At 38.9% G+C, this 18,595-nt stretch carries 18 protein-coding genes; 9 read left to right on the top strand and 9 right to left on the bottom strand.

Annotated elements, in window-relative coordinates; all coding sequences use genetic code 11:
• From tuf to rimI, 4 genes are all read left to right on the top strand, one after another.
• A partial coding sequence (gene tuf, locus MKL38_RS08180; protein WP_215901186.1) for an elongation factor Tu occupies positions 1 to 1,179 on the top strand: 1,179 nt, incomplete at its 5' end.
• Positions 1,180 to 1,383: 204 nt separating this feature from the next.
• The gene (locus MKL38_RS08175; RefSeq protein WP_151744827.1) at positions 1,384 to 2,265 is read left to right on the top strand and encodes a metal-dependent hydrolase; all 882 of its coding nucleotides are present in this window, start codon (positions 1,384 to 1,386) and stop codon (positions 2,263 to 2,265) included.
• Between the two features lie 231 nt (positions 2,266 to 2,496).
• Entirely contained in the window at positions 2,497 to 3,372 is an 876-nt protein-coding gene (locus tag MKL38_RS08170; RefSeq protein WP_151744828.1) for a metal-dependent hydrolase, read from the top strand.
• Between the two features lie 108 nt (positions 3,373 to 3,480).
• Entirely contained in the window at positions 3,481 to 3,936 is a 456-nt protein-coding gene (gene rimI / locus MKL38_RS08165) for a ribosomal protein S18-alanine N-acetyltransferase (RefSeq protein WP_270903020.1), read from the top strand.
• Positions 3,937 to 3,980: 44 nt separating this feature from the next.
• Here rimI and MKL38_RS08160 read toward each other — a convergent pair whose 3' ends face one another.
• A complete protein-coding gene (locus MKL38_RS08160) occupies positions 3,981 to 4,796 on the bottom strand; it encodes an arginyltransferase (RefSeq protein ID WP_004641630.1) in 816 nt (271 codons plus the stop codon).
• An 18-nt stretch (positions 4,797 to 4,814) separates the two neighbouring features.
• Positions 4,815 to 5,546, bottom strand: a complete 732-nt coding sequence (aat, locus tag MKL38_RS08155) for a leucyl/phenylalanyl-tRNA--protein transferase (protein ID WP_205470144.1) — start codon at positions 5,544 to 5,546, stop codon at positions 4,815 to 4,817.
• 108 nt (positions 5,547 to 5,654) lie between these two features.
• Here aat and MKL38_RS08150 point away from each other — a divergent pair, with 108 nt between their 5' ends.
• Positions 5,655 to 5,954: a putative quinol monooxygenase gene (locus tag MKL38_RS08150; RefSeq protein WP_270903019.1), complete on the top strand. Its 300-nt coding sequence runs from the start codon at positions 5,655 to 5,657 to the stop codon at positions 5,952 to 5,954.
• Between the two features lie 56 nt (positions 5,955 to 6,010).
• On the opposite strand, the gene trxB is transcribed toward MKL38_RS08150, so the two are convergent.
• Positions 6,011 to 6,961, bottom strand: a complete 951-nt coding sequence (gene trxB, locus MKL38_RS08145; protein ID WP_056478355.1) for a thioredoxin-disulfide reductase — start codon at positions 6,959 to 6,961, stop codon at positions 6,011 to 6,013.
• Between the two features lie 268 nt (positions 6,962 to 7,229).
• Here trxB and MKL38_RS08140 point away from each other — a divergent pair, with 268 nt between their 5' ends.
• Both MKL38_RS08140 and rhtC read left to right on the top strand, forming a co-directional pair.
• Positions 7,230 to 10,271 carry a DNA translocase FtsK gene (locus tag MKL38_RS08140; RefSeq protein ID WP_270903018.1) on the top strand — a complete coding sequence of 1,014 codons (3,042 nt, stop codon included), beginning with the start codon at positions 7,230 to 7,232 and terminating at the stop codon, positions 10,269 to 10,271.
• A 154-nt stretch (positions 10,272 to 10,425) separates the two neighbouring features.
• On the top strand, positions 10,426 to 11,046 hold the full coding sequence (gene rhtC, locus MKL38_RS08135) for a threonine export protein RhtC (RefSeq protein WP_004641642.1): 621 nt from the start codon (positions 10,426 to 10,428) through the stop codon (positions 11,044 to 11,046).
• A 40-nt stretch (positions 11,047 to 11,086) separates the two neighbouring features.
• Here rhtC and MKL38_RS08130 read toward each other — a convergent pair whose 3' ends face one another.
• From MKL38_RS08130 to MKL38_RS08105, 6 genes are all read right to left on the bottom strand, one after another.
• The gene (locus tag MKL38_RS08130; RefSeq protein WP_003653274.1) at positions 11,087 to 11,374 is read right to left on the bottom strand and encodes a PA4642 family protein; all 288 of its coding nucleotides are present in this window, start codon (positions 11,372 to 11,374) and stop codon (positions 11,087 to 11,089) included.
• An 84-nt stretch (positions 11,375 to 11,458) separates the two neighbouring features.
• Positions 11,459 to 11,731: a cell division topological specificity factor MinE gene (gene minE, locus MKL38_RS08125; protein ID WP_003653273.1), complete on the bottom strand. Its 273-nt coding sequence runs from the start codon at positions 11,729 to 11,731 to the stop codon at positions 11,459 to 11,461.
• A 2-nt stretch (positions 11,732 to 11,733) separates the two neighbouring features.
• On the bottom strand, positions 11,734 to 12,546 hold the full coding sequence (gene minD / locus MKL38_RS08120) for a septum site-determining protein MinD (protein WP_004641647.1): 813 nt from the start codon (positions 12,544 to 12,546) through the stop codon (positions 11,734 to 11,736).
• A gap of 66 nt (positions 12,547 to 12,612) precedes the next feature.
• Positions 12,613 to 13,341: a septum site-determining protein MinC gene (gene minC, locus MKL38_RS08115; RefSeq protein ID WP_004641649.1), complete on the bottom strand. Its 729-nt coding sequence runs from the start codon at positions 13,339 to 13,341 to the stop codon at positions 12,613 to 12,615.
• A gap of 120 nt (positions 13,342 to 13,461) precedes the next feature.
• On the bottom strand, positions 13,462 to 14,508 hold the full coding sequence (locus MKL38_RS08110; RefSeq protein WP_017391780.1) for a hypothetical protein: 1,047 nt from the start codon (positions 14,506 to 14,508) through the stop codon (positions 13,462 to 13,464).
• Positions 14,509 to 14,524: 16 nt separating this feature from the next.
• On the bottom strand, positions 14,525 to 15,451 hold the full coding sequence (locus tag MKL38_RS08105) for an acyltransferase (protein ID WP_005042645.1): 927 nt from the start codon (positions 15,449 to 15,451) through the stop codon (positions 14,525 to 14,527).
• Positions 15,452 to 15,697: 246 nt separating this feature from the next.
• Between MKL38_RS08105 and MKL38_RS08100 the strand changes: the two genes are divergently transcribed.
• Together MKL38_RS08100 and MKL38_RS08095 are read left to right on the top strand one after the other, a co-directional pair.
• Positions 15,698 to 16,351 carry an OmpA family protein gene (locus tag MKL38_RS08100; RefSeq protein WP_198496362.1) on the top strand — a complete coding sequence of 218 codons (654 nt, stop codon included), beginning with the start codon at positions 15,698 to 15,700 and terminating at the stop codon, positions 16,349 to 16,351.
• Positions 16,352 to 16,543: 192 nt separating this feature from the next.
• Positions 16,544 to 18,583: a UvrD-helicase domain-containing protein gene (locus MKL38_RS08095; protein WP_005042641.1), complete on the top strand. Its 2,040-nt coding sequence runs from the start codon at positions 16,544 to 16,546 to the stop codon at positions 18,581 to 18,583.
• The last annotated feature ends 12 nt before the right edge of the window (positions 18,584 to 18,595 follow it).

Here is an 18,595-nt window from a genome sequence, read left to right as displayed (position 1 = left end):
AAGTTTGAACGTAATAAGCCACACGTAAACGTGGGCACAATCGGTCACGTTGACCATGGTAAAACAACTTTAACTGCTGCGATTGCAACTATTTGTGCAAAAACTTACGGCGGTGAAGCGAAAGATTACTCACAAATCGACTCAGCACCTGAAGAAAAAGCACGTGGTATTACAATTAATACTTCACACGTAGAATACGATTCTCCAATCCGTCACTATGCTCACGTAGACTGCCCGGGCCACGCCGATTATGTTAAAAACATGATTACTGGTGCTGCTCAGATGGACGGCGCGATCCTTGTATGTGCTGCGACTGATGGTCCAATGCCACAAACTCGTGAACACATCCTTCTTTCTCGTCAGGTTGGTGTACCTTACATCATCGTATTCTTAAACAAGTGTGACCTTGTTGATGATGAAGAATTACTTGAATTAGTAGAAATGGAAGTTCGTGAACTTCTTTCTACTTATGACTTCCCAGGTGATGACACTCCAGTTATCCGTGGTTCTGCGCTTAAAGCGTTGGAAGGCGATGCTGGTCAATATGGTGAGTCTTCAGTTCTTGCTCTTGTTGAAGCGCTTGACTCTTACATTCCAGAACCAGAACGTGCTATCGACAAAGCATTCTTAATGCCAATCGAAGACGTATTCTCTATCTCTGGCCGTGGTACAGTAGTAACTGGTCGTGTAGAAGCTGGTATCGTGAAAGTAGGCGAATCAGTTGAAATCGTTGGTATCCGTGATACTCAAACAACTACAGTTACTGGCGTAGAAATGTTCCGTAAATTGCTTGACGAAGGTCGTGCAGGCGAGAACTGTGGTGTTCTTCTACGTGGTACTAAGCGTGAAGACGTACAACGTGGTCAAGTACTTGCTAAACCAGGTACAATCAAGCCGCACACTAAATTCGATGCAGAAGTATACGTACTTTCTAAAGAAGAAGGTGGTCGTCATACTCCATTCCTTAACGGTTACCGTCCACAGTTCTACTTCCGTACAACTGACGTAACTGGCGCAATCCAATTACAAGACGGCGTTGAAATGGTTATGCCAGGCGACAACGTTGAAATGTCAGTAGAATTAATCCACCCAATCGCAATGGACCCAGGTCTACGTTTTGCGATCCGTGAAGGTGGTCGTACTGTAGGTGCTGGTGTTGTTGCGAAAGTAACTGCATAATCACTTTCAGTGAAAAAAAGCGCTCTTTTTAGAGCGCTTTTTTTATATTTAATTGTCTAACAATCACTATAAAAGCTGGCCTTAACTGATATTTCAATGTCCTTATTTACACTTAATCCTTTTTATTAAATTTGTATGATAAGAATCAAGAAAACGAACAATAAAGTTTGAGTAACTTGGGTTACTTATTAAGGAGCTTTGGGTATGAATGCTAAAGTGAATATTACTAATCGTGCAGGGGCGAGCTTTCCTGTACGTCGTATGAACTTTGACTTTAATGATGTACCAGAATATTGGATGAATGGTTCTGCTGGACTAACACACTTTATGACAGCATTGTCGGCCTTGTTTCCGGCAGGTGAAAAATTCTTTATTGATAGTGTACGAGCAGTACGTTATCACCCATCTATTAAAGATGATGAAGCGCTTCAGAAAGAGATTAGTGCTTTCATTGGGCAAGAAGCAATGCATACTCAAGAGCATGTGAATTTTAATGCCTCTGCTCAAAAGTTTGGTCACGACGTTGAAGCGTTAGAAAAGTTTACTGATACAGCGATTCAAACAGCAATTCAAGCTTTTGTAAAAATTGTCAAACCTTTTGGTATGACTAAAGAAATGGTTGACTTGACTGCTACAACAGCACTTGAACATTTTACCGCTACCATTGCTTCACAGTTATTAGTCAATAAGCATATTCAAGAGTTAATGACAGATGAAACCATGTCAACCATGTGGTATTGGCATGCTATCGAAGAGAACGAGCATAAAGCCGTAGCATTTGACGTGTACGAAGGTGTATTTGGTAAGGGCGTAAAAGCTTATGCTTTACGTACAAGCTCTTTAGTATTTGCGATGACTTTAATTTTCTTGATTCAGTCTTCTTTTGTACTTCGTCTATTAAAGCAAGATAAAAAATTGAATCTAGGTGAACTATCAGTAATTTATAAATATGGATATAGCCCATCGAAAGGTATCATTACTGGTATGGCTAAAGAAATGCTAGCTTACTTTAAGCCTGGTTTTCATCCAAATGATTTGGATACAGTAGGCCTATTGAAAACATGGAAAGCAAAATTAGGTTTGTAATTTAAATCTATGTTGATTTGAAAGGGCTCATAGTAGCCCTTTTTCTTTTTAAGTACTAACAATAACGATTAGCAGATCTATGCACCTTTATGGGGTTATGAATGACCTCATCTGATATTTCTCTGTCCTCATCTGCACTTAATTGGCACATTGAAAGACGTATGATTATAAATATTAAGAAAATAAATAAAGTTATAAGTGGATTAGCTATTCGCTTAAAAGGAGTCTGAGATGAATGCTAAAGTAAATATTTCCAATCGTGCTGGTGCTAGTTTCCCTGTTCGTCGTATGGACTTTGAATTTGCTCAGGTCCCTCGTTATTGGGCAAATTATGATGCAGGATTAACCCATTTTATGACAGCATTATCGGCCCTTTTTCCAGAAGGTGAGCAGTTCTTTGTAAATAGCACGCGTGCTGTGCGAAATGACCCAAAACTTGCCGATCCCGATCTTCAAAAAGAAATTAGCGCTTTTATTGGTCAAGAAGCTATGCATTCAAAAGAGCATCTTGCTTTTAATGCCTCAGCGCAAGCTTATGGGTATGATGTCCGTCATATGGAAAAGCAGACAGGTACTGTCATTAAGGTAGGTACAGCTGTTGTCACCAAATTAATGAAACCTTTTGGTTATACCAAAGAAATGATTGATTTGACCGGAACGTGTGCTTTAGAGCATTTCACATCTACCATTGCAGCTGAACTTTTACAAAACCCTGAAATTCAAGCGATGTTCCAAGATGACACGATGTATCATTTGTGGATGTGGCATGCGGTAGAAGAAAATGAGCATAAAGCTGTGGCATTTGATGTGTATACAAGTATGTATGGACAAGGACCAAAAGCTTATTTTATGCGTTCAACGGCTTTAATCATTGCAATGGCATTAATTTTTGCAACGCAGACGCATTTTACTGCCAAGCTATTAAAAACCGATGGAAAATTAACTTGGAAAGATACTAAATACATGCTTAAGTTCATGTATGGTCGTAAAGGTTTTATGACTCGTCAGATTCCAGAGTTACTTGATTTCTTAAGACCAAAGTTTCATCCAAATGATTCTGACACTACAGCATTGCTGGCAACTTGGCGTGAAAAGTTAGGTCTCTAAAAAGAACGATAAAAAAGGACAATTTAATTGTCCTTTTTTTTTGCTCGTTTTTTCTTGTGAAGTTTTTATAATACGCATTACTTTAAAACTCTGATTGTGTTGGAACTCATGATTCGTACTATGCAAAACACTGATGTTGATATTATTGTACAAATCGAAAAATCAGTGCAAACACATCCATGGTCAAGACAGCAATTTGTAGAATCTTTGAATTCCTACCAATGTACAGTCATTGAGTCACAAAATAGAGTCGTTGGGTTTTGTATTTTGCAGCCAGTGCTAGATGAAGCGAATCTATTACTCATGGCAGTTGATCCTAAAATGCAAGGACAAGGTCTCGGGTATGAGTTATTAAATGCATCAATTGAACAATTAAAAAATCAGCCAGTACAAATATTTTTAGAAGTTCGTGAAAGTAATAAAGCAGCTATTGGTCTGTATGAGAAAACAGGTTTTCACCAAATAGATCTACGTCGTAATTACTATCCTACCCAAGAAGGTGGGCGTGAACATGCGGTCATTATGGTGAAAACCTGTACCGACGATTTTGCATCGTTGTTTTAAAACTCCTGTCTAGTTGCTGACCTAACAAAAAGACAGGATTAAAATCATTTAATAATTAAATTATTCCATTCAGAAGGTAATGTTGTCATCAGAGATGTACCTAACTGTTGAATTTCTTCTGGTGATAAGGATCTGTTTAAACGGCGCCATTGTCCATCTAATAGAAGTTCTAAAGGTGTATATTGCGATTTATAATTCATTTTGGCTGAGTGGGGTACCCAATAGCCTAAATAAAGATATTCTAAACCAAGCGATTTGACATATTCGATTTGGTTAAGAATAGAGTACACACCAAGTGATCTTCTGTGCTCATCTGGGTCGAAGAAAGTATAAACCGCAGATAGCCCATCATCCATTAGATCGCAGGTAGACACACTGATTAAACGGTTATCTTTCCAAAGCTCAAGAAAAAAGCTATCTGTACAACTATGTACTAAAAACTTTTCAAACTGATCTAAGCTAGGTGGAAACATATCACCATCAGCATGGCGTTCATTAATATAGCGTTCATATAAATCGTAATGAATTTGTGCCGCTTGCTGAGTAGGCAAAATAGTCATGGTGAGGTCTTGATTTCGTTTCCATGCTTTTTTTTGCATTCCATTCATTTGGAAGTCGGCAACTGGAACACGACAAGACAAACATTGTCTGCATAAATGGCATTCAGGGCGATAAACGAAGTCACCGCTACGACGAAATCCTAAACGAGAAAGTTCTGAAAGAGTGACCACATCAATCCGATGAATAGGGTCTAAAAACACCATGCGCGCCGATTTATTTTCTAGGTAGCTGCAATCATGAGGTGGAGTAATATAATACTGCAGATCATTTAAAAGGGACTTCGGGTGATATGATTTCATGATTGGTCCCTCCTGTTATCATTCCATTAATTTTGCATCTAATGCTATTGTTTTACTTGAAAATACACGTTCTTGATACTTTTTCCAATTGATAGAGGGGTGAATAATTACATCTTGTAACGATTTTAAGTAGTCTTGACGAGAAAGTGTACAAGCGCCCAAGCTAATTAAGTGACTATTTACAAGTTGGCAGTCTACCCAAGGGAGCTGATTTTCTTGTCCAATCAGCATTAATGTGTAAAAAGCCATTTTTGAAACATCAGTTTCATTGCTAAACATTGACTCACCGAAGCATCCTTTGCCAATCGTAATGCCGTACAAACCTCCAACAAGTTTATCTTGTTCCCAAACCTCCACACTATATCCATAGCCAGCTTTAAACATCTCACAGTAGCCCTGAATAATATCTTCGCTAATCCATGTTTCGTCTGCATAACTTCTTGGTAGAGAACATGAGCGAATAACTTCTTCAAAGGCATGATTTACCGTAATCGCATAGTCATATTTTTTCATATTTCTAAGTAGTGACTTGCTCGGCTTGTAATTTTGAGGGTAGATAACACAACGAGGTTCGGGACTCCACCAACAAATGGGCTCATCTTCATTAAACCACGGAAATAATCCATGGGTGTACGCTTCATAGAGAGTAGAAGGGGAGAGATCAGCACCAATACAAATTAAACCATGACCATCCGGATCAGATTCAATGGGGTCAGGGAAAATGAATTGAGAAAGTGGAAGTTTCTGCATAGAAGATAAAATGAAATAGAATGATTCAAAATTAACGTAACTGAGCTTCATTGACAATTTTTATTGTTCATCTTTAGCATGAATCAACGAATAGAAAAGGTTTGCTTAATGCTAAAACTTATTGCAGAAGATTTTATTGATATTAAAAAAATTGATTTTTTTTTGCCGCTTTATCAAGAACTTGTTGAAAAAACGAGATGTGAAGAAGGATGTATTGCGTACGATTTATATCATGATATAAAAAATTTAGGACATTTTGTTTTTATTGAAGAATGGGTAGATCGAGCCGCATTAGATCGACATGTCCAGTCTGAACACTTTCAACGGTTAGTTCCTCAGATTGACCAATATCAGACGAGGTCAGGACGTTTTACGCATTTGGACCATTTTGAAAATATGATGAAATAAAACACTATTAAAAAAGACATTCAATAGAGCATTGAATGTCTTTTGTGTTAATTGAATTAACCGAGATTATCTAGATATTTTTCAGCATCAAGTGCCGCCATACAACCTGAACCAGCAGAAGTAATGGCTTGACGATAAATACTGTCAGCTACGTCACCAGCAGCAAAAACACCAGCTACAGAAGTTGCTGTTGCATTACCTGAAGTGCCGCTTTGCACTTGAATATAGCCATCACGTAAGTTTAATTGACCATCAAACATTGCAGTGTTCGGTTTATGACCGATTGCAACGAATAGACCATGAACTTCTACGTCTTGCTTAGAGTCATCTTGAGTTGATTTAAGGCGAACACTTGTTACGCCAGTATTGTCACCCAATACTTCTTCAACTTCATGATTCCAGATGATGCTGATTTTGCCTTCTTTTTCTTTGGCAAATAAATGATCTTGCAAAATCTTTTCAGAACGTAAACTATCACGGCGGTGTACTAGCGTTACATGTGCAGCAATATTTGATAAATAAAGTGCTTCTTCAACAGCAGTGTTACCACCACCTACAACCATCACTTTTTGATTTTTGTAGAAGAAACCATCACATGTTGCACAGGCACTTACGCCTTGGCCCATAAATTTCTGTTCAGACTCTAGACCAAGGTACTGAGCCGTAGCACCAGTTGCAATAATCAAAGCATCACATGTGTACTCTTCCATATCACCTTTAAGAACAAAAGGACGTACGTTTAAGTCCACTTCGTTAATATGGTCATAGACGAGTTCTGTACCAAAGCGTTCAGCATGTGCTTGCATACGATCCATTAATGCAGGACCTGTTAAACCTTCAGGATCGCCCGGCCAGTTGTCAACTTCGGTTGTTGTTGTAAGTTGGCCACCTAGTTGTAAACCTGCAATTAAAGTAGGTTTAAGGTTGGCACGTGCCGCATAGACAGCTGCACTATAACCAGCAGGGCCAGAACCGAGAATAATTAACCGAGAATGACGAGCACTCATTGAGGGTATCCTTATTTATTTCGAGAATTTTGAAAATTATACGTGAATTTGTCGATCAATAGCGTGAAATCAATGTGGATAATATTGATCAGGTCAATCGAATTAAGTTATATAACAATATAGAAGTGGCTCATGTTAACAACAACTGTAAAGAATCATGCACCTTTTTTGTAAGAACAGGTGCATAATATAAAGTTCATTCGTTGAAGATCTAAGTGTAGTTCTTCACATCTCTAAACCAATAATTAAATGGGTTACAGGACAGTATATGACTGCGGTGTCGAGTGTTTATGCACAGCGCTTATTGATGACATTATTCTTGGTTTCTTTTGGCATTTATATGTTTCTGGCAACAGTAACATATACACCATTTGACCCGGGCTGGATGCATATTTCCAGTGATACTCAGCAAGTATCCAATGCAAGTGGTATTGCTGGTGCATGGATTGCAGATTTGCTGTTTGGTTTTTTAGGATGGGCAAGTTTGCTTATTCCAATTTTCCTTTTCATTGAAGCAATTCAGGTGTGGTGGCCGCGTAGTTTTTTAAACCGCCCATTTCGTTATGCTGCACAATTCTTTTTAATTCTGGTTGTGTCTAGCCTACTTTATTTACACTGGAATGTGCCTGCTGATACTTTAGATAATGCAGCGGGGGGAATTATTGGTTACGAGTTAGGTCAGAGCTTATCTCAATTGCTAACAATTTACGGTGCGACCTTATTTTTACTGGTTTTCGGAGTGGTCTTGTTTACTCTTGCATTTGGGGTGCAATGGAGCAAAACATGGATTACCCTTAAAGCGACGCCAAGTTATTTACAAGATTTATTTTATAAAAACGTATCACCGAACGAATCGGATTATGATTTAACAACTCAGCCTGCTAATAAAGCAGCCACGGTTAAAGTTGCAGAAAATGCAGAGACAAATGCTTCGAATGAGAAAGTAGCATCAGTCCAATCTGAAAGTACTCAACCACAATCTTCGGCAACACGACATGATGCGGTTGCTGAGCGTTTATTTGCCGATGTGTTAGCAAAAGAGCAGAGCCGACCTGAACCTGTAGTTGATACACCAGTTGCAAATACTCAAAACTTCGAGCATACGCTTGAGCAAGCCCATAAGCTTGAAAAAGACAGTCAACGTTTAGTTGCTACGGGTGAGGTATGGCGGGCTTTACAACGTGATGATGCGAGCCATAAGCAAGAAATTGATGCACTTTTGAGAGCAGCTGATGATTCAACAGAACAAGCTCCTGCTCATGAGCAATTCCAGCAAACAATTTCTCAAGTTCATCAAACTCAACCTACACCTAAACAAGATTTACATGGTCTTGATTGGAATGATGATGAGATTTTTGATGAATTACTTGCTGCGGTTCCAAACAGCAAAACTGCAACAGATGTGCATACACCATTTGTTCAAGGGCAACATGTAGATGCAGAACCTACTTCGCAATCGGTGAATATTGCGAAAGAAACTTCTTCACCTTTATCGAATGTAAATCAGTCACCTAAAAATTTAGCAAATGAACAAGTTTTTGAAGATTTTGATGACTTATTGATAGATGAAGATATTGCGCCCGCTGAACCTGTAAGAGCAAGTAGTTATGCGCAATCTTCAGCATTTGTAAAAGCTCCTATTCAAACGAATATTCAGGCCGATAAACTTTCAAAAGAAGAGTTTATTGAGGCATGGCAAGAAACTGCTGGGAAACCTCAGGAAAATCCTGATATTGATGAAGATGATTTCGATTTAGATGCGCCATTAACAGATGCAGCTGGTCGACCAATGTCTCGTGCAATGCAGGTTGCCAAGAAGCGTTTGGATTTACCAACTTTGCCAGGTCTTGAGCTGCTTGATAAGGTTGATCCGAATAAGAAAGTTAACTTTACTGAAGAGCAGCTTTCGCGCTTATCTGAATTACTTGAAATTAAGTTACAAGAATTTAATGTTAAGGCTCAAGTGGTTGAAGCTCAGCCAGGGCCAGTAGTCACCCGTTTTGAGTTAGATTTGGCACCGGGGGTTAAAGCATCTAAGGTAACGAATATCTCACGTGACTTAGCCCGTTCAATGTCGATGGCTTCTGTACGTGTGGTAGAGGTTATTCCGGGTAAACCATATATTGGTATTGAAGTGCCAAACAGTGCCCGTGAAATGGTACGTTTGATCGAGCTATTGGAAACGCCAACCTATCGAGATCCAAGCGCATTAATCAGTATGGCAATGGGTAAAGATATTTCAGGTAATCCAGTATTAACTGATTTAGCGAAAGCACCGCACATGTTAGTTGCTGGTACAACAGGCTCCGGTAAATCGGTTGCGGTAAACTCGATGATTTTATCGATGTTGCTGAAATATACACCTGACCAGTTGCGTTTGATTTTAATCGATCCAAAACAGCTAGAACTTGCAAACTATAATGATATTCCACATTTATTAACTCCAGTCGTTACTGACATGAAAGATGCAGTAAGTGCATTAAACTGGTGTGTGAATGAGATGGAACGTCGCTATAAGCTGATGTCATTTCTTAAAATTCGTAAATTAAGTGACTACAACCGTAAAGTTGAAGAAGCAATTGCGAATGGGGAAGATCTAATTGATCCAACTTGGAAACCAAGTGACTCGGCAACTCAAGAACGTGCGCCTCGTTTAACACCGTTACCATCTATTGTGATTGTGGCAGATGAGTTTGCCGACATGATTATGCAGGTGGGTAAAAAAGCAGAAGAAATGATTACGCGTTTAGCGCAAAAATCTCGTGCTGCTGGTATTCACCTATTACTTGCAACTCAACGCCCATCTGTTGATGTGATCACGGGTTTGATTAAAGCCAATATTCCAACGCGTGTAGCATTACGTGTAAACAGTAAAATTGACTCGCGTACGATTTTGGATGCAGGTGGTGCAGAAGATCTGTTAGGCCATGGTGATATGCTGTTCTTGGGGCCTGGTAAAATCGAGCCTGAGCGTGTGCATGGTGCATTCATTAGTGATGATGAAGTAAACCGCATATGTGATGCTTGGCGTGAACGTGGCGAACCAGACTATGTCGACGAAATCTTGACTCCATTTGATGAAGAACCGACTTCACGTGGTTTTGACGAGGGTGAGGGTGGTTCTGATCGTGATGCACTTTATGATCAATGTGTGTCATTTGTTTTAGAAACTCGTAAAGCTTCTACATCGTCACTACAGCGTAAATTTAGCCTTGGCTATAACCGTGCTGCTCGTATCATTGACCAAATGGAAGAGAATGGCATTGTGAGCGCAATGGGCCCTAATGGTAAGCGAGATATATTGGTTTAATATGAAATAGCTAAAAAGCCTCTTCGGAGGCTTTTTTATGATTTAAATAAAAATAAACACTTCCATAAAATGACTTAAAGATTTTATCGTATAGTAAAAAATGCTAATGTATTTTTCCTAAATAAATAACAATGAATTAAATCTGGAGGAAAACATGTTACTTGCTCTGATTACTTTAGCTTTTATCCATTTTTGTGCACTTATTACTCCAGGGCCTGATTTTTTCCTTGTATCTCAAACAGCGATTAGTCGATCACGTAAAGACGCTATGTTAGTGGTTGCTGGCATAACAGCAGGTGTTATGTTTTGGGCTTGTTTAGCACTGATGGGATTAAATCTAATTTTTGAGAAAATGGCTTGGTTAAAGCAAGGTTTACTCATTGCTGGTGGCTTATATCTATGTTGGTTGGGCTATCAGATGTTACGTTCAGCATTTTCAAAAAATCAACAAGAAGATGTTGTTGCTGTCGAGCTACCCAAAGCACCTTACTTATTTTTTATTAAAGGTCTTATAACGAATCTATCAAATCCTAAAGCTGTTATTTATTTTGGTAGTGTTTTCTCTTTATTTTTAGCCAATCCTCAACTTGATCAGGTTCATTGGTTACTGTTTATTATTGTCACGGTTGAAACGATTTTATGGTTCTGCTTTGTGACTTTTATTTTTTCGTTACCGAGTTTTAGATCAGCTTATCGTAATTTTTCAAAATGGATTGATGGTATTTCAGGCGGTATTTTTACGGTGTTTGGTATTTTCCTGATTGGTAATCGATAAATTTAGGTAAAAAAAAGCCTCTTTAAGAGGCTTTTTATTTTTAAGCAAACTTTGCTAGAACTTCTAAAAAGGGTGCCGATTGACGCGGAAATTTGGCAATCACATCATGGATGCGTTGGCCTTCCGGGTCTTTGGCATTAATATCGCGTCCGTCCGCAATAAATTGAGTCAAAAGACGTTCATAGTCTGTTGGGCGCATATGTTTGAATGCATGGTAGAGCACATGAAAATCTGCGTTCACACCCGCTGGCGGAAGTTGGTTGAGGTAGGCAAAAACACGCTCATCGGACCATTCTTCATTGAAAGTTGCTGGCTGTGATAATGCCATGACAATCTCCTCAGTTTTAAAAAAGGCAAAATAACTTGCGTTATTTTGCCTTGATTCTGTTTTATTGAATAGTCAGAAATAGAATTATCGTTCTTCAGGTAAATTGATATTCATTTCTAACATTTCGATATTTGCTTCAGAGCGAACCTGCATTTGGATATGCTGTTCACCTACACCACTTACATAACGACTGACCACTTGCATGATTTCTTTCTTCATCTGATCAATCTTGTCTTGGCTTAAACGGCGGCCTAAACCTTGTTCAGAAGCAACAATAACTTTCAAACGATCTTTTGCAGTTTGAGCACTTGATGGCTTTTCGTCACTGCTAAATAATTTACTCCAGAATCCTGCCATAACTACGCTCCAAATAGTCGTGCTAACCAGCCTTTAGGTTGAGCTGTGATGTGTCGATAAGGACGGTCTTCGCCAAGAAAGCGTGCAACCAAATCATCATAACCCTGACCAGCTTTAGTTTCTGAATATAGAATTACTGGCTTACCCTCGTTTGATGCTTGTAATACACTTGGACATTCTGGAATAACACCTAATGTCGGTACGCGTAGAATATCTTTAGAAATATCATCAATTGTTAGCATTTCCTGACGGTCAGCACGTTCAGGGTTAAAACGAGTAATACATAAATGTTTACGTATACGTCCTTCGTTTTGTTCAACTTTTTTGGTTTTGCTATCTAACATACCAATAATGCGGTCAGAGTCACGTACTGAAGAGATTTCAGGGTTCGTTACAATGATTGCTTCATCTGCATGATACATGGCTAAAATCGCACCACGTTCAATACCCGCAGGTGAGTCACAAATAACGTAATCAAATTCTTGAGATAGCTCATCAATAACACGAGCAACACCTTCGTCGCTCAACGCATCTTTATCACGTGTTTGTGAAGCCGGTAAAATATAAAGGTTTTCGATATCTTTATCACGAATAAGGGCTTGCTGCAGACGTGCTTCGTTGTTAATAACATTGACAAAATCATAAACAACACGACGCTCACAACCCATAATCAAATCAAGGTTACGTAAGCCTACATCAAAATCAATCACAACAGTTTTATGACCACGAAGGGCTAAACCTGTTGCAAAAGATGCGCTCGTTGTAGTTTTACCTACACCACCTTTGCCTGATGTTACGACAACAATTTTGGCCACCGAATCCACTCCTATTATGGTCATTCACCCTTAAAAGGGCTGTTTTTTGGTGATTTACTTAATAAACTAAAGTTCAATCGCTTCAAATTCAAGCTCTTGCTTTTCATTTAAATATATATGTACTGGCTTTTTTACCACATGTTTAGGGATATCATCTGCGACACAATACGTTCCGGCAATGGAAACGAGCTCAGCCTCTAAAGATTGGCAAAAAATGCGTGCAGCTGCGTGCCCGCCCGCACCAGCAATGACTCTACCACGAACTGTGCCATAAATATGTATATTTCCTGATGCAATAACTTCAGAACCACTATTCATGCCAGCTTTCAAAATAATATCGCCGTTATCTTGTACGAGGGATTGGCCTGTACGCAAAATTTCATCATGATAAGAGGTAATATGGGCAACCGCTATCTTGTTTAGTGGTTTTTTTGTTTCTGCTGAAGACGAGGCAGGAGCGGTAGCCGGTTTTTCTACAATCGCGACTTGTTCGGTTGTGGCTTTAATACGCTGTAATGGTTGATCTGCCGGTAAAACAGGGAATTGAATAGCGCGAGCTTCATCTCCTAAAATACCATCGATTACCGCCATAGGTTGCAAACCTAAGCTCACCAGAAGTTGAATCAATGCAATTAATTCTTGCTCAACTGTACTGTCAATAATTACTAAAGTTCCTTGATAGGAACCTTCATTTAATATATTTGATAATTGCTGGCGGATCACATCATGATCATTGGTATCGAAGGTTATCCTGCTAAAGTTAACCATTCTGCCGGTAATCCGTATATCAGCCATAAGTCTTCCTTCAAGGCGTTAAACGAGCTGTAATAGCGTTAAGTTTATTGTAAATAGGGCAAATGCTAGAACAATTTGTGCCAATTCTCTAGCGAGATTCATAAAAAATTAAGTAAATGCTTATTCTTTGATTCGATCATACTCCGCAAGCGTTTGTTGCCATTGTTTGACCTTGACTTGTTTTCGTACAGACTCGAGTGTCTCAAACACGACAGATTCAACCAATTGCTCAAGCTGACGATTATTAATATTTATTTCACTCACTTTTTGAGAAATTAATTGATAAGTCGGATTTGGGTGCGCCGATGAACCCTCAATTAAAGGCTCAATTAAACCTGCACTAATATTTTCACCTAATCTTTGACCAATGCTTTGAATTTGCTGTTCAATGCGGCCGCCGACTAAAGGAATTAAGCGTAATAACTGGGTTAGTTCAGGGGTATCTACTATGGCCTGATCTACAATTTTCCCAACGCCTTTTGTAATTGCTGGCTTTTGTTCTTTTAAAGCAGTTGCTAAAGACTCTTGTAATAATGCTGTTAGGGTGACAGTAAATTGTTCACGATGATGATTAACCAAGTCGTGAATAATTTGTTTATGGCTAGAACTGGTTTCAAGTTCATATCGAATACCATCAATTACCGTAATAACAACACGATCGGACAGCTCTTCCATGACGACGCGATAGTAAAACAAACCTGTCTTTCGCCAGCTTGGCGGAACAACCGGATAGCCCAGCTCATGTAAGCGATAAGCAATAATTCCTGCTCGAAACAAACGTAAAAAACGAAGCTGAGGAATAATGGCTAAAATTTCATACCAGTGAATAAAAGGGAAAAAGAACCAACGTTTATGATGATTATAAATAATCGCGATGCCCCAGCGGACAAGTAACTCAACAATTAAAAAACCAATAAACCATGCTTCTGATGTGATTACCCATGGGTGAAGGGAATTACGGTAAAAGCTCACAATTTGGGGCAAATGAATGTGTTCGAAGAACCATGCCCCAATACTGCTCATTAAAAAGAAATTTGCAGCCAGACAGAACAGGTTAAAAATGATAATGAACACCATAAAGATGTCATAGATCAAAAACAGCTTAAATGAAAGACTGTTTGGGTCGACATGGTGATATTTCGTTTTTTTCCCAGAACTGTTTTGCATAATAACGGGTGCTTTCTTAAATGTTCGTAGTGAGATATTGAGATTTTATTTGCTCAATAAGTTGATCTTTTTCGGTCCAAATTTCATGGACCCATTGTTGGAAACGTTCACGGTAAACCGCGTCATCTTCATAGTTTCCACCAAGAACCCAATCTGGAATTTCAATTTTACGCAAATTTACCGCAATTTTTGAAACATCACCTAGCCAGAAATTACTATATCCGGGTACGCCATTAGGGTAGACAATCGTCATGTCAACCAAGGCATCAATTTTGTCACCCAAGATATTTAATGCAAGGGCTAAACCACCTGCTTTAGGTTTAAGTAAATGCTTATATGGTGATTTTTGCTGGTCATGTTTTTCTTGAGTAAAACGAGTACCTTCTAAATAATTTAATAATGTAAATGGTTGACTTAAAAGCTGCTCGCAGGCTTTACGTGCTTCCATCATGTCACGGTCTTTGAGCTCAGGATTCTTTGCAACCTGTTCTTTGGTGTGACGCTTCATCATCGGGAAGCCTAAAATTTTAAATGCTTGCCCAACAAAAGGAATAAAAATAAGTTCCCATTTAGTAAAAAAGCGGGTGAGTGGCATACGGGTTAAACCAAAATATTGGTTTACCGTTGTATCTACCCAACTTTGGTGATTACAAGTCATGAGATAGCGACCTTGCATATTTAGGTCAAGTCCCTCATCAATCGTAATGTCCCATTTTAGATTTGGTAAGACATGATCAATCAACCAATTATTAACACCTAACCAGCTATTTGTAATTTGGATATTGGTTTCATCTATTTTTGATGATTTTTTTAATAGCTTGGTCAGACCTAATGCCAAAACAGGTGGACCATGAAAAAACGTACTTCCTGTAATGACTGTACCTACAGTGAGTCCACGTGTAATTTTTTTTAGCGCAGATTGCTTATTGGGTGCAGTTGACATATGAATGACCCCGAATGTCTAAAATCCATAGAAAAGTTGTTTAACTATAACTATCGTAATATGAAATACAACGACATCTTAGACAACAATGAAGAAATTGTGATGAGCTAGCATCTGAAAGTGCATCAAAATATTACAAAAAAGTAACTAAAGTGTTTATTATTAACAAAATATCAATGTTTTATACTTCGTTTTTGTTTCATTATTCATCCAGACAACAAAACACACAAAGTGAGGAGGCATGCAATGCGTGCATTAGTTATTTCAACAGTGGTAGGGGCAGCAGTAGTACTATCTGGTTGTCAAACAACTGGTAATAATCTTGGTGGCGTTGAATACGATAAAGCCGCATTAGGTACTCTAATTGGCGCAGCAGCTGGCTACGGTATTTCTAAGTCAAGTGCAAACTCTAGCCGTCAAAACAACCGTGCTGCAGCAATTGGTGCAGTTCTTGGTGCCGCTGGTGGCGTATACCTTGACCAGAAAGAGAAAAAATTACGTCAACAAATGGCAGGTACTGGCGTAGACGTTGGCCGTAATCCAGATGGTTCTGTTCAATTGATTATGCCTGGTAGCATTACTTTTGATACAAACAAATCAAACATCAAGCCAAACTTCTATTCAACTTTAGACAAAGTAGCTCAAACATTGGCTGAAGATAACAAGAGCGCGATTTTGGTTACTGGTTATACAGACAACACTGGTAATGACTCTATCAACATTCCGTTATCTCAATCACGTGCACAATCAGTTAAAAACTATTTAGCTGGTAAAGGCCTTTCATCTAGCCGTATCGATGCACAAGGTTATGGTTCTTCTAACCCAATCGCAGACAACTCAACTGCGTCTGGTCGTGAACAAAACCGCCGTGTAGAAATCAGCATCTATGCAAAACAATAAGATTTAATTTATTGTGTTAAAAACCACCCTCGGGTGGTTTTTTTATGACTGTGAATAATAAATAACCACGACAAACTGCGGCGCATAAATTGCATTATTAGACATCATTTATACATATCCATAGATTTACTATTGGGATTCTAAAACAGAGATGACTATAATCATGCTCGAAAAATTAAGAGGTACTACGCGATGTCATCTGCCAGTCAATTGAACAACAAGCAAGAAGAAGCCATGAAATATACTCAGGGCCCTTTATTGGTGCTTGCTGGTGCTGGTTCAGGTAAAACATCGGTAATTACTCGTAAAATTGCCTATTTGGTGCAGCATTGCCGTATTCCAGCGCATCGTATAACCGCGATGACCTTCACAAACAAAGCTGCACGTGAAATGAAAGAGCGTGTGACCAAGCTTTTGTCACGTGAAGAATCAAAAGGTCTATCTGTCTCTACTTTCCATACTTTTGGTTTAAACCTTTTACGTTTAGAACTTAAAAATTTACCTTTAAAAGCTAATTTTTCGATTTTAGATGCAGATGATTGTAAACGTATTTTGATGGATCTGATGCATCGCGACAATTTGTCGGGTGCAGAAAGTAAAGAATTAATTGCCAAGGCAATGAAGAAAATTTCAGATTGGAAAAACGATCTGATCGTGCCAGAGCAAGCACATTCGACTTGTGAAACACCTGAAGATGTACAGTTTGCCCATCTTTACCAATTGTATGAACGTAATTTACGTGCTTACAACGCAGTTGATTTTGATGACTTGATTGTTATGCCAACACGCTTATTGCAAGAAAATGCAGAAGTACGTGATAAATGGCAAAACCGTGTTCGCTATTTATTGGTCGATGAATATCAAGATACCAACACAGCCCAGTATATTTTGGTCAAGCTTTTAGTTGGGGTGATGGGGCAGTTTACAGCAGTAGGTGACGATGACCAGTCGATCTACGCGTGGCGTGGAGCCAAACCTGAGAATATGGCTTTGCTTAAACAAGATTTCCCGAATTTACATATTATTAAGCTTGAACAAAATTACCGTTCGACCAGCCGTATTTTAAAAGCTGCCAACTGTGTGATTCAAAATAACCCGCATATTTTTGATAAGAAATTGTGGAGTGATAAAGGGCATGGTGAGGTCATCAGAATTATTACGTGTCGTAATGATGATGATGAAGCAGAGCGCGTGGTAAAAGACTTGCTTACTCATAAGCTCATGAACGGTAAAAACTGGAAAGATTATGCGGTTTTGTATCGCGGTAACTTTCAGGCACGTGTATTAGAAACACAGCTTCGCCAAATGCAAATCCCGTATAAATTATCTGGCGGTACATCTTTCTTTGCTCGTGCAGAAATTAAAGATGTAATGAGTTACTTACGTCTTATTATTAACCCTGAAGATGACAGTGCGTTCTTACGTATTATTAATACGCCTAAACGCGCCATTGGGCCGGTTACTCTTGAGAAGTTAGGTTTATTCTCACAAGAAAATAATTTGTCTTTACTTGGTGCTTCCGCTGACCAACGTTTAAGCATGGTGCTTCCTAAAAAGGCAGAAACTCAGCTTCATGAATTTGCTGACTTTATCGCGACATTTACACGTGAATTGTTGGAAGACGATGAACCTGTGCCTAAAGTTCGTCAAATGATGAACGAAGCTGGTTATATGGATTACGTTCGTGAACAGTCTGCAACACCTGCACAAGAGAAAAGTAAGCTCGATAATATCGAGAATTTATTTAACAGTATTCAAAACCTGATTAATCGTGCAGAAGATGTTGATGAAAAAAATATTGAAAGTGTAATCCGAAAACTGGTTTTACTTGACCTGTTAGAACAGCAGCAGGAAGAAGAAGATACAGACAAAGTTAACTTACTTACGTTACATGCGGCAAAAGGTTTGGAGTTCCCATATGTTTATATTATGGGATTAGAGGAAGAACTTTTACCGCATAAAAACTCAATTGCAGCAGAAACCATTGAAGAAGAACGCCGTCTTATGTACGTGGGAATTACTCGCGCACGTCAAGGTTTAACCTTAACTTTGGCAGAGCAGCGTAAAAATGGCGGGCAGATGAGACAGATGACCCCAAGCCGTTTCCTTGATGAACTCCCTCAAGATGAGTTGGAGTGGTTAGGGCGTAAAAAGAAAATTGCGGCTAATGTTGACCCTAAAGAACAGGCTCAACAGTATCTGGCAAATTTAAAAGCTTTATTAAAGCGTTAATTTTTTAATTTT

It is taken from the genome of Acinetobacter sp. AOR14_HL (assembly GCF_027855175.1).
Classification (GTDB): domain Bacteria; phylum Pseudomonadota; class Gammaproteobacteria; order Pseudomonadales; family Moraxellaceae; genus Acinetobacter; species Acinetobacter calcoaceticus.
The sequence above is the reverse complement of the archived record's forward strand: the minus strand, read 5'-3'. Positions and strand labels throughout refer to the sequence as shown.

Bases quoted from the DNA above. Each gene is read 5' to 3' on its own strand.
- MKL38_RS08100 (WP_198496362.1), top strand. From the start codon at position 15,698: ATGCGTGCATTAGTTATTTCAACAGTGGTAGGGGCAGCAGTAGTACTA.
- rhtC (WP_004641642.1), top strand. From the start codon at position 10,426: ATGTTACTTGCTCTGATTACTTTAGCTTTTATCCATTTTTGTGCACTT.
- MKL38_RS08095 (WP_005042641.1), top strand. From the start codon at position 16,544: ATGTCATCTGCCAGTCAATTGAACAACAAGCAAGAAGAAGCCATGAAA.
- minE (WP_003653273.1), bottom strand. From the start codon at position 11,731: ATGGCAGGATTCTGGAGTAAATTATTTAGCAGTGACGAAAAGCCATCA.
- MKL38_RS08140 (WP_270903018.1), top strand. From the start codon at position 7,230: ATGACTGCGGTGTCGAGTGTTTATGCACAGCGCTTATTGATGACATTA.
- rimI (WP_270903020.1), top strand. From the start codon at position 3,481: ATGATTCGTACTATGCAAAACACTGATGTTGATATTATTGTACAAATC.
- MKL38_RS08175 (WP_151744827.1), top strand. From the start codon at position 1,384: ATGAATGCTAAAGTGAATATTACTAATCGTGCAGGGGCGAGCTTTCCT.
- minC (WP_004641649.1), bottom strand. From the start codon at position 13,341: ATGGCTGATATACGGATTACCGGCAGAATGGTTAACTTTAGCAGGATA.
- MKL38_RS08110 (WP_017391780.1), bottom strand. From the start codon at position 14,508: ATGCAAAACAGTTCTGGGAAAAAAACGAAATATCACCATGTCGACCCA.
- MKL38_RS08160 (WP_004641630.1), bottom strand. From the start codon at position 4,796: ATGAAATCATATCACCCGAAGTCCCTTTTAAATGATCTGCAGTATTAT.
- MKL38_RS08105 (WP_005042645.1), bottom strand. From the start codon at position 15,451: ATGTCAACTGCACCCAATAAGCAATCTGCGCTAAAAAAAATTACACGT.
- MKL38_RS08170 (WP_151744828.1), top strand. From the start codon at position 2,497: ATGAATGCTAAAGTAAATATTTCCAATCGTGCTGGTGCTAGTTTCCCT.
- trxB (WP_056478355.1), bottom strand. From the start codon at position 6,961: ATGAGTGCTCGTCATTCTCGGTTAATTATTCTCGGTTCTGGCCCTGCT.
- MKL38_RS08130 (WP_003653274.1), bottom strand. From the start codon at position 11,374: ATGGCATTATCACAGCCAGCAACTTTCAATGAAGAATGGTCCGATGAG.
- MKL38_RS08150 (WP_270903019.1), top strand. From the start codon at position 5,655: ATGCTAAAACTTATTGCAGAAGATTTTATTGATATTAAAAAAATTGAT.
- aat (WP_205470144.1), bottom strand. From the start codon at position 5,546: ATGCAGAAACTTCCACTTTCTCAATTCATTTTCCCTGACCCCATTGAA.